Raw genomic sequence first — 9768 nt, forward strand, 5'->3', positions numbered from 1 at the left:
GGGGCGCGGGAGTGCGCGTGGGCGCCGGGGTGGAGGCGTCCGCCACGGGGACGAGCGCCGGGGGGTTCGGCGCGGGCTGCTTCTTCGGGGGCGCGGGCGTCGGCGACTCGGGACGTACGACCGATGAGGAGACCGGCGGTTTGGAGTCCGGCTTCCTGGCGGGGCTGTGGCTCCCGGCCAGCGCGAGCGCCACGGCCACGCCTGCCACGGCGACGACACCGGCGGCGATGCCCGCCTTCACGGGCGCGCCCAGCCCCTCGGAGGCCGCCGCGCCCCCGCCGGCGCCGGCCCCGCCGGACGAACCGCCGCTCGCCGCAGCGGCCGCGCCCGCGGCACCCGCCGCTCCGGCGCCTGCCCCACCGGCGATGAGCCCGAGCGCCTTGGCGTACCCGGCGGCGCCGAACCAGCCGATGACCGCGACCGGTACGACGGCGGGGATGCCGCTGGCGACTTCCTTGATCTGGCCCGCGGCCAGCCGGCACTTGGCGCACTCCTCGAGGTGCTGACGCAAGCCTCGCTCGGCACGGGTGCGCAGGCCGCCGCGCGCGTAGGCGCCGAGCCGGTCGGCGTAGCGGGCGCACTCCTCGTCGCCGACGAGGGCGGCGCTGACGTGGGCCTGCAGATAGGCCTGCCTGAGGCCCTCGCGGGCGCGGCTGGCGAGCACGCGCGTGCCGTTGGCGTCGAGGCCGAAGAGGGTGGCGACCTCGCTCGGCGACTCGTCCTCGACCTCGGTGTGCCACAGCACGGCCTGCCAGCGTTCGGGCAGCGACCGGAAGGCACGCATCGCCAGCGACTGGTCGGCCTCGTGCATCGCGCGCACGTCGGCGCCGACGTCGAGGCCCGTGGCGTCCTCGGAGACCTCGGGGGAACGGGCGGCCTGCGCGGCGAACACCGCGAAGTCGTCGACGAGTTGCTCGCGCCTGGCGGACTTCGTCCAGGTGGCGGCGACGCGCCGGACGGTGGTGAGCAGATAGGCGCGTACCGCGTGTTCGGGTCCGTGTCCGCGTCGTACGGCCTGGAGCATGCGGGCGAAGACCTCGGCGGTGAGGTCGTCGGCGGTGTGGGCGTCCCGGCAGCAGGTGCGGGCGTAACGGCGCACGGCGTCGGCGTGGCGCCGGTACAGCGCCTCGTACGCGGTGTCGTCGCCCGAGCGCATCCGCTCGATCAGCTCGGCGTCCGACGACGGCAGGCTTCTCGCCGACGGCACTACGGCGCCGTCCTCGCGCCGGTCGCGCTGGGCGGGGACGCTGCCCTCGACGGGTTCACCGGCCTGGGCCGGGATGGAGGGCCGACCGCCCTGACTCGGGACCTGCGGCGAACCACCGGCCTCCGGGTCGCCGTCCCCCTGTGACCCGTCCCGCCCGTCAACACTCATCGCGGAATGCCCCCGCCGCCGGCCTGATCCGTCCCGAACACCGGGTCAGAGTGCCATATTGGCTTTTGTTCAGGCCCCCGGAGTACACCCCATCCACTCATCCGTGGGGTTTTCCCACCCCCCAGCACTAGCCGTCACCCAAACGGGGAACCCTCCACCGACGCCCAGAAGCCAACGATTGCCGCCACCCCAGAAACCCCGGCGGACGGAGACACGGCACACGGCCTCGCACACCGCTCACGGCCCGCAGACTGCTCAAGGCCTCGCTGACCGCTCACGGCCCGCATACCGCTCACGGTCCTGCTGACTGTTCGAGGCTCCGCTGACCGCTCACGGCCCGCATACCGCTCACGGTCCCGCTGACTGTTCGAGGCTCCGCTGACCGCTCACGGCCCGCATACCGCTCACGGTCCCGCTGACTGTTCGAGGCTCCGCTGACCGCTCACGGCCCGCACACCGCTCACGGCCAGCTCACCGCTCAAGGCCCCGCATGACGGATCATGGCCGCACCGGACCGCCCACGGCCCCGCCAGACGGCTCACGGGCCTGCCGGACGGCTCACGGGCCTGCCGGACTGCTCAAGGCCTCGCAGGACCGCCACCGCCCCGTAGCCGCCGACGGCGCATCCGCCCCGCAAGGGCCACCCGCACCCGACCACGAAAGCCGCACGGGTGGTGCGGGTGGGAACACGGAACCGGCCGAAGGCCGGTCGCATGCGCATCCCACCCGCGGACAGCGTCAGCATCACGCAGGCCGCGACCGCAGCCCCTCCAGCAGGATGTCCAGCAACCGCGCCGACGCCGCCGCCTGCTGCGCAGCATCCGGCAGCGAGGGCGCCGCCGTGGCGATCACCAGCAGCACGTCCGACACGGACACGTCGGCCCGCAGCTCACCCGCCGCCCGGGCCCGCTCCACCAGCTGCCCCACGACCTCGAGCAGCGCCGCGGCCCCCGTGTCGTCCTCGGAGACCAGCCGCAGCTCCCCGGCGCCGACCCCGGCGCCCCCGGCGCCCGGCCCCCGCTGCTGCGGTACCCGTGCCTCGTCGAACACCGAAGCGTCACCACGCTCCTCGGCGACACCGACCCGCAGCACCTGCGGCGGCAGCAACCGCCCCGCCCCCGACGCCACCGACGTCCGCAGGAACCGCGACAGCGCGGACCACGGCTCGTCCTCCTGCCCGAGCGCCGCCCGGGCCTGGTCGGTCAGCCGCGAGGTCTCCTCCTCGGCTATCCGCCGCACCAGCACGTCCTTGCTCGGGAACCGCCGGTACACGGTCCCCACACCCACCCGCGCCCGCCGCGCCACGTCCTCCATCGGCGCGCCGTATCCCAGCTCGCCGAAGACCTCGCGCGCGGCACGCAGTACGTGCTCCAGATTGCGCTGTGCGTCCACGCGCAGCGGCGTCGTACGCGGCCCGTCCCCGCGTCCGTTGCCCGCGGCTGCGCTCACCATGCCGCCCGCTGCGAGCGCGGACGACCAATGAGAGTCCTGAACATGCATAACGTTCCCCCGGTAATGACGTCTCCCCCCGGAGACTCTCCCCGCCATCGGAAAGGCGGAGCGTGCGGGGAGGCCGGGATCACCGGTCCGCCCGTCGCGGACTTCGGATCCGATGAAGCGCTTCCCCCTACACCCCGTCGACACACGAACATAGTTGAGAGGGGGTCAATTCAGAAGGGGCAGGTTCCGCACGGAGCGCCCCCCGATCGGACCACGGGTGGTATAAGTCCCGATTGCACCCCCAGGTACTCCCCGGCGCACACCCACTGACCTGCACTCCTCCTCACTACTTGGGCAATTCGGCCAACTCCGGAGATCCCCGACCCGCGGTCACACACATGGTCGAGGCTGTGGACAAACTCAAGCGCTGGGTGCGTCATGGGATGGTGAAGGAACGTGCGCGCATTCTCGTTGTCGGCGGCGGCTACGTCGGGATGTACACGGCCCTGCGCCTGCAGCGGAAGCTGAAACGGGAACTGGGGCGGGGCGAGGTCGAGATCACGGTCGTGACCCCGGACCCGTACATGACCTATCAGCCGTTCCTGCCCGAGGCGGCGGCCGGCGCCATTTCCCCGCGCCACGTCGTCGTACCGCTGCGCCGGGTGCTCGACCACTGCCATGTCGTCATCGGCGAGGTCCGCTCGATCGACCACGGCAAGCGCACCGCGACCCTCACCACCCTCGCCACGGAGGAGGAGGGAGCGGGCGCCGAACAGCTGTCGTACGACGAACTCGTGCTCGCGCCCGGCTCGATCTCCCGCACCCTGCCGATCCCCGGCCTCGCCGAGCACGGCATCGGTTTCAAGTCGGTCGAGGAGGCCATCGGCCTGCGCAACCACGTCATCGAACAGATGGACATCGCCTCCTCCACCCGCGACCCGGCCATCCGCGACGCCGCGCTCACCTTCGTCTTCGTCGGCGGCGGCTTCGCCGGAGTGGAGGCGCTCGGCGAGCTGGAGGACATGGCCCGCTACACCACGCGCTACTACCACAACGTCAAGGCCGAGGACATGAAGTGGATCCTCGTCGAGGCCTCGGACCGCGTCCTGCCCGAGGTCGGCGCGGAGATGGGCCGCTACACCGTCACCGAACTGCGCCGCCGCAACATCGACGTACGACTGAACACCCGCCTGGAGTCCTGCCTCGACCGGGTCGCCGTGCTCAGCGACGGGGCTCGCTTCCCGACCCGCACGCTGGTGTGGACGGCCGGCGTCAAGCCGCACCCCGTCCTCGCCGCGACCGACCTCCCGCTCACCGGACGGGGTCGGCTGAAATGCACCCCCCAGCTGACGATCGACGGCGTCACGCACGCGTGGGCGGCGGGAGACGCCGCCGCCGTCCCCGACGTCACCGCCGAGCAGCCGGGCGCGGAGACCGCCCCCAACGCCCAGCACGCGGTCCGCCAGGCCCGCGTCCTCGGCGACAACATCGCGCACGCGCTACGCGGCGAGGACCTTCAGACGTACTCCCACAAGTACGTCGGCTCGGTCGCCTCGCTCGGTCTGCACAAGGGTGTCGCGCATGTCTACGGGCGCAAGCTGAAGGGCTACCCTGCCTGGTTCATGCACCGCGTCTACCACCTCAGCAGGGTGCCCACGTTCAACCGCAAGGCCCGTGTCCTGGCCGAATGGACCCTCTCGGGCCTCTTCAAGCGGGAGATCGTCTCGCTCGGTTCACTCGAACATCCCCGTGCGGAGTTCGAACTCGCGGCCGGTGGAAAGCCTCCTACCGACCCGACGACCGATTCGACGACCGACCCGAAGGGGTCGTCCTGACCAGACCCAGGAACTCCACCGACCGGGTGGGCGTCTGACGGATGTCGCCCCGGTAGGCCACACTGCCAGACTGATCCCCGCCATCCGGGCGAGCGACAGCCCGCCCTCTTCGAACCTCCGCCCCTTTCGAACCCCCGCCCCTTCGTAATCCGCCCCCTTCGAACCCAAGAGGCTTTCCCCACCGTGCTGCATCCCGGGGGCGTCATCCCCCAGCCCTCCGGCCAGCCCCGGAGCCGGCCGCAGACGCCGAAGACGACGACACGAGGCAAGGATTCGTGAACTTCACGCGCTGGAGCGCCCGGCTCCCCGGAACGCAGCGCCGCGCCGCAGCGCGGACCGACCAGGTGGCCCTCCCCAACCGGCAGTCCGAGCAGCCCGGCTCCGTCCCCGCGGCCCGCGCCGAACAACTCACCGACGACACCCGCCCCGTGCCGGCCGTCGACGAACTCTCCGTCCGTGAGGTCCTCGACCGCGTCCCGGCCCTCGTCGCCCTGGTCCACGGCCCCGACCACCGCGTCGCCTACGTCAACGACGCCTACGTCGCCGCGTTCGGCCCGCGCCCGCTCGGCAAACCCACCCGCGAGGCCCTGCCCGAGCTCGACGAACTGGGCCTGCTGCCCCTGCTCGACCAGGTCCAGCGCAGCGGCAGACCCCGCACCCTGAAGTCCCGCAAGGCCCCCGACGGCCGCTCCTACACCTTCAGCTGCACCCCGGTCACCGAAGGGGAGTCCCCTGACGGCCACGGCGTGCTCGTCTTCGCCACCGACGTCACCGACCACGCCGAGGCCGCCGAACGCCTGCGCGCGAGCGAACGCCGCCAGCGCGAGACCGCGGTCACCCTCCAGCGCTCCCTCCTCCCGCAGGAACTCGAACAGCCGGACGACCTGCGCATCGCCGCCACCTACCAGCCCGGCGGCACGGAGGCCGCGGTCGGCGGCGACTGGTACGACGTCATCACCCTCGGCGGCGGCCGTACGGCCCTGGTCATCGGCGACGTCATGGGCCGGGGCGTGCGCGCGGCCGCCGTCATGGGCCAGCTGCGCACGGCCGTCCGCGCCTACGCCCGCCTGGACCTGCCCCCGCACGAGGTCCTCCAGCTGCTGGACGGCCTGGCGACGGAGATCGACGCCAACCAGATCGCCACCTGCGTCTACGCCATCCACGACCCCAACGAGGGCCGCCTGGTGTACGCCTCGGCCGGCCATCTCCCCATCCTCGTCCGCGACGAGGGCGGGGTGGTGCTGCGCGCCGACGAACCGACCGGCCCGCCCCTGGGCACCGGCGGCTGGATGCACGCCTCCGGCTCGATCCCCCTCGGCCCCGGCTCCACCGCCGTCCTCTACACCGACGGCCTGGTGGAGCGCCGCAACGAGGACCTGGACGAGGGCATCGCGGCCCTGGAGCGCGCCCTGGCCGGTGCGACCGGCACCCCCCAGGTCGTCTGCGACCGGCTGGTCCGCTCCGCGGGCGTGACGGCGGACCACGACGACGACGTGGCGGTCCTGGTCCTCCAGCATCCGGCCCGCACCGGCCCCGACGGCGAACTCTTCCGCAACGCCGCCCTGGAACTGCTCGGCGGCGTCGAAGCGGCCCCACGCGCGCGTGCCTTCGCCTCCGGAGTCCTCACCAGCTGGCGTTTCCCCGCCGACCTGCACGACCTCGGGGTCCTCGCCGCCAGCGAACTGGTCGCCAACTCCCTCCAGCACGGCATCCCGCCGATGCGGCTGCGGCTGCGCCGCACCGACCGCCGCCTGATCATCGAGGTCACGGACGGCGACGACCATCTCCCGCGCCGCCGCCGCGCGGAGCCCGGCGACGAGTCGGGGCGCGGCATCGCCATCGTGGCGACGATCGCCTCCAACTGGGGCTCGCGCCGCACACCGGGCGGCGGCAAGGCGGTGTGGTGCGAGTTCCTTCTGCCGAAGGGAGCGACCTGACCGGCGCGCGCCCCGGCCCCGCGCGCGCCATCTAGGCGAACCCGCCTCCCGGTGCTAGTAGCTCCCCATGGCAGACGAACCGGGTTTCCAGCTCAGGGGCACCGCCCCCGAACGCTACGAGCAGTACCTCGCACCGATCATGACGCCGTTCGTGACGGCGCTGCTCGACGCCGTGGACCTGTGTCCCGGTGACACGGTCCTCGACCTGGCCTGCGGCACCGGCTTCGCGGCCCGCGCCGCGGCCGCCCAGGTCGGTCCCGCGGGCCGCGTCCACGGCGTCGACGTCAACGAGGCCATGCTCAAGGTGGCCGTGGCGCACCACCCACGCCACTACCCCGACATCGAGTTCACCGCCGCCTCCGCCGACGACCTCCCCTACCCCGACGCAACCTTCGACGCGGTCGTGTGCCAGCAGGGCGCCCAGTTCTTCCCCGACCTGACCGCCGCCCTCAAGGAAACGGCTCGCGTCACCCGCCCCCAGGGCCGCTTCGCCGCCACCGTCTGGTCCCCGACCGCCCTCACCAGCCCGTACTTCGCCGCCCAGCACGAGGTCATCGAGGAGTACGGCGGCCCCGACCCGGCGGCTTCCTTCGCCGCGGCCTTCGCCTGCACCCCCGACCGCCTCACCACGGCCCTCCACACGGCCGGTTTCCACGACCCCAGGACCCACGAACTCACCTTCGGCATCAGCCTGCCCCCACTGGCCGAGTTCGCTCCCGGCCACCTCTCGGTCCTGCCCTGGGCCCAGCAGATCCTCGACACGGAAGGCGCGCAGGCCCTGACGGCCGCCGGCCAGGCCCTCACCGCCCGCCTCTCCGCCCACGCCACGACGACCTTCGCCTTCACGGCCACCCTGGCGACGGCGACTCGCTGAACCGGCGCTGCGACTGAACCAGCACAAAAAGCGGCCGCCACCCGAAGGTGACGGCCGCTTCCCACGCGTACCGCGAGCTCACGCCTCCGCGACGACCGGCTCCGCGGCGGCCCCACCCCGGGCCACCACCCGACTCCGGCCGAGCCACGGCCGGTCCTGTACAGCGGTGAGCTGCCGCCCCAGCCGGAGCGCGAGGAAGGTGATCCCCAGCGAGAACAGCAGGAACGTCACGACGTACGGCATGGGCAGCGAGGCACCGAGCGGCCCGCCCACCGCCGGCCCGACCGCCAGCGCGAGCTGCTTCACCAGAGCGAAAGCGGAGTTGTACTGCCCGGCCATCCCGCTCGGCGCGAGATCGGCGACCAGCGGGGCGACGGTCGGCGACAGCATCGCCTCACCCAGCCCGAACAGGGCGTACGTCGACACGAACGCCGCCGTCGCCATCTCCTGGCTGCCGTGCCCGAGCCCGGCGTACGCGGCGGCGAGCCACGCCACCGCCCAGATCAGCCCCACACCGGCGATCACCCGCGACCGCCGCCGACGCTCGACGAACCGCAGGACGGCGAACTGCGCGACGACGATCATCAGCGTGTTGGCGGCCAGCGCGGTGCCGAGCGCGGACGTCGAGATACCGGCCGCCTCGACGCCGTACGCGCTCAGCCCCGACTCGAACTGCCCGTAGCAGGCGAAGAAGAGCACGAAGCCCAGCACGGACAGCTGCACCATGGCCCGGTTCCCGAGCAGCTGCTTCCAGCCGCCCTCGCCCGACCGCCCGGGGGCGTCCTCGATGCGCGGCGCGCGGGGTACCCGCACGGTCGCCATCACCGCGACCAGCGCCAGGAACACCGCGGCCTCGATCGAGAACAGCAGGGTGAACGAGTCGACGCGCGTAGAGTCAACAAGATGGCCGCCGATGAGCCCGCCGACACCCAGCCCCAGGTTCTGCAGGAAGAACTGCATGGCGAAAGCCCGGGAACGGGTGTCCGTGGTCGAGCAGTCCACGATCATCGTCGCCAGCGCCGGCTGCATCACGGCCTGCCCGGCGCCGAGCGCCGCCGCCGACAGCAGTACGGCCGTCGCGCTGCCCGCCAGCCCCAGGCTCAGCGCGCCCACGGCGGCGGTGACCAGGGCGGCGAGCAGGACCGGCAGCGGACCGCGCCGGACGATGGCCCGTCCGGCGAACGGCAGCACGATCAGCGCGGCCACGGCGAAGACCGCGAGGACCATCCCCGCCGTCATGGCTCCCAGCCCTCGCACCTGCGCCACATAGACGTACAGGTACGGGACGGTGAAGCCGAGCCCGAACGCGCTGAGTGCGTTGCCCACATGGATCCGGCGCATCGCTGCGCCCCTCGCCCTGGTCACGTTCACCTCTCTCAGGTAGTTGGAGTGTCTCAGTACTTAGAACCGAAGACTTCGAAGATAAATTTCAAGGCTAAAGGCTACAGAGGCAAGGACTTCGAGGCAAAGCGACTGCGTGCGATACTGCGCACATGGCCGAGACCCCCGGCGTCACGGAGCCGACGCTCGACGAGCAGATCGCCGCGTACCAGCGGGAGTTCCGGGACCTCGACCCCCAGGTCGAGAAGATCGTCTCCGCGCTGGCCCGGCTCAACCGCCGGATGAACGTCGCCTACGGCCGCCAGACCTCCGCGCTCGGCATCAGCAACGCCGAGTGGGAGGTCCTCAAGGCGCTCGTCCTCTCCGGCGCCCCCTACCGTCTGGGCCCCAGCGACCTCGCGAAGCGGCTCGGTCTGACGCCGGCCGCGATGACCCACCGGATCGACCGCATGGTCGGCGAGGGACTGGTGACCCGGGAGAGGGACGAGACCAACCGGGTCCGCGTCATCGTCGAACTGACCGGGGAGGGCAGGGAGAAGTGGCTCGAGGCGATGCGTCTGGCGACGGTCTTCGAGGAGGATCTGCTCCAGGACCTCTCCGCCGACGAGCGCGCTACCCTGGGAGACGTCCTCACTCGCCTCCTCCGCAGGGTGGAACACGCCCAGCCGGATGCGGGGGGACGCCTGACCGACCTGGACTAAAAGATCTTGACAAGGGGCACTTGACAGCCCTCGGCAGGATCCGTAAAGTTCTTCGGGTTGCCACCGGGCCGTAACGGTTCTGCGGCAGCACCTCCCGCCGCGGTAGCGGCACAAACCTTCAGCACGATCTCCCGAACGGGTTGATTTCGGCGCGCCCGAATTCCATTCGATTCGGAGCCCGGTAGCCCGATTGGGAATCGCCGAGAGAATCAGCTAAGGTTTGAGACGTCGGAACGGCCCAACGGCCGGGAAGACAACCCCCTCT

The 9768-nt window shown here is 72.1% G+C and carries 7 protein-coding genes; 4 read left to right on the forward strand and 3 right to left on the reverse strand.

Annotation, left to right across the window (positions count from 1 at the left end; translation table 11 throughout):
* Both MKW14_RS40500 and MKW14_RS40505 read right to left on the reverse strand, forming a co-directional pair.
* A partial coding sequence (locus MKW14_RS40500) for a sigma-70 family RNA polymerase sigma factor (RefSeq protein WP_240871746.1) occupies positions 1-1375 on the reverse strand: 1375 nt, incomplete at its 3' end.
* Between the two features lie 744 nt (positions 1376-2119).
* Complete coding sequence (locus MKW14_RS40505; protein ID WP_240871748.1) at positions 2120-2875, reverse strand: TetR/AcrR family transcriptional regulator; 756 nt, start codon at positions 2873-2875, stop codon at positions 2120-2122.
* Between the two features lie 383 nt (positions 2876-3258).
* On the opposite strand from MKW14_RS40505, the gene MKW14_RS40510 reads away from it, so the two are divergent.
* From MKW14_RS40510 to MKW14_RS40520, 3 genes are all read left to right on the forward strand, one after another.
* Positions 3259-4650, forward strand: a complete 1392-nt coding sequence (locus MKW14_RS40510; RefSeq protein WP_240871765.1) for an NAD(P)/FAD-dependent oxidoreductase — start codon at positions 3259-3261, stop codon at positions 4648-4650.
* A 275-nt stretch (positions 4651-4925) separates the two neighbouring features.
* Positions 4926-6587: an ATP-binding SpoIIE family protein phosphatase gene (locus tag MKW14_RS40515; RefSeq protein ID WP_240871752.1), complete on the forward strand. Its 1662-nt coding sequence runs from the start codon at positions 4926-4928 to the stop codon at positions 6585-6587.
* Positions 6588-6654: 67 nt separating this feature from the next.
* Entirely contained in the window at positions 6655-7461 is an 807-nt protein-coding gene (locus MKW14_RS40520) for a class I SAM-dependent methyltransferase (protein ID WP_240871755.1), read from the forward strand.
* A gap of 78 nt (positions 7462-7539) precedes the next feature.
* Here MKW14_RS40520 and MKW14_RS40525 read toward each other — a convergent pair whose 3' ends face one another.
* Complete coding sequence (locus tag MKW14_RS40525) at positions 7540-8802, reverse strand: MFS transporter (RefSeq protein WP_240871759.1); 1263 nt, start codon at positions 8800-8802, stop codon at positions 7540-7542.
* 152 nt (positions 8803-8954) lie between these two features.
* Here MKW14_RS40525 and MKW14_RS40530 point away from each other — a divergent pair, with 152 nt between their 5' ends.
* Positions 8955-9503 (forward strand): MarR family winged helix-turn-helix transcriptional regulator, encoded by a 549-nt coding sequence (locus MKW14_RS40530; protein WP_240871762.1) that lies wholly within the window; start codon positions 8955-8957, stop codon positions 9501-9503.
* Positions 9504-9768 lie beyond the last annotated feature (265 nt).

Source organism: Streptomyces gilvus, assembly GCF_022513565.1.
Lineage (GTDB): Bacteria > Actinomycetota > Actinomycetes > Streptomycetales > Streptomycetaceae > Streptomyces > Streptomyces gilvus.

Coding starts and splice junctions, on each gene's coding strand:
- MKW14_RS40505 (WP_240871748.1), bottom strand. CDS start 2,875: ATGCATGTTCAGGACTCTCATTGGTCGTCCGCGCTCGCAGCGGGCGGC.
- MKW14_RS40510 (WP_240871765.1), top strand. CDS start 3,259: ATGGTGAAGGAACGTGCGCGCATTCTCGTTGTCGGCGGCGGCTACGTC.
- MKW14_RS40520 (WP_240871755.1), top strand. CDS start 6,655: ATGGCAGACGAACCGGGTTTCCAGCTCAGGGGCACCGCCCCCGAACGC.
- MKW14_RS40525 (WP_240871759.1), bottom strand. CDS start 8,802: ATGCGCCGGATCCATGTGGGCAACGCACTCAGCGCGTTCGGGCTCGGC.
- MKW14_RS40530 (WP_240871762.1), top strand. CDS start 8,955: ATGGCCGAGACCCCCGGCGTCACGGAGCCGACGCTCGACGAGCAGATC.